The following is a 424-nucleotide window of genomic DNA, read 5'->3' on the forward strand; positions in this document are numbered from 1 at the left end:
CCCGGTGCCCTACGCCGATGTGGTCACCTCCACCACCCACAAGACGCTGGGCGGCCCGCGCGGCGGCATCATCCTGGCTCGCGGCAAGGATTTCGCGAAGAAGCTGAACTCCTCGGTCTTCCCCGGTTTCCAGGGCGGCCCGCTGGAGCATGTGATCGCCGCGAAGGCGGTCTCCTTCAAGGTCGCCGCGTCGGAGGAGTTCAAGGAGCGCCAGCGGCGCACGGTGGAGGGTGCGCGGATCCTGGCCGAGCGGCTGACGGCCGAGGACGCCCGCGCGGCCGGGGTGAACGTGCTCTCCGGCGGCACCGACGTGCACCTGATCCTGGTCGACCTGCGCGCATCGGAGCTGGACGGGCAGCAGGCCGAGGACCGGCTCCACGAGGTCGGCATCACGGTCAACCGCAACGCCGTCCCCAACGACCCG

Annotated in this window: 1 pseudogene; it reads left to right on the top strand. The window is 71.0% G+C overall.

Going from position 1 to position 424, the window contains the following annotated elements:
• Nucleotides 1-424 (top strand): annotated as a pseudogene (locus tag ICC28_RS40140) (serine hydroxymethyltransferase); the annotation flags it as partial.

It is taken from the genome of Streptomyces sp. TRM68416 (genome assembly GCF_014596915.1).
Classification (GTDB): Bacteria; Actinomycetota; Actinomycetes; order Streptomycetales; family Streptomycetaceae; genus Streptomyces.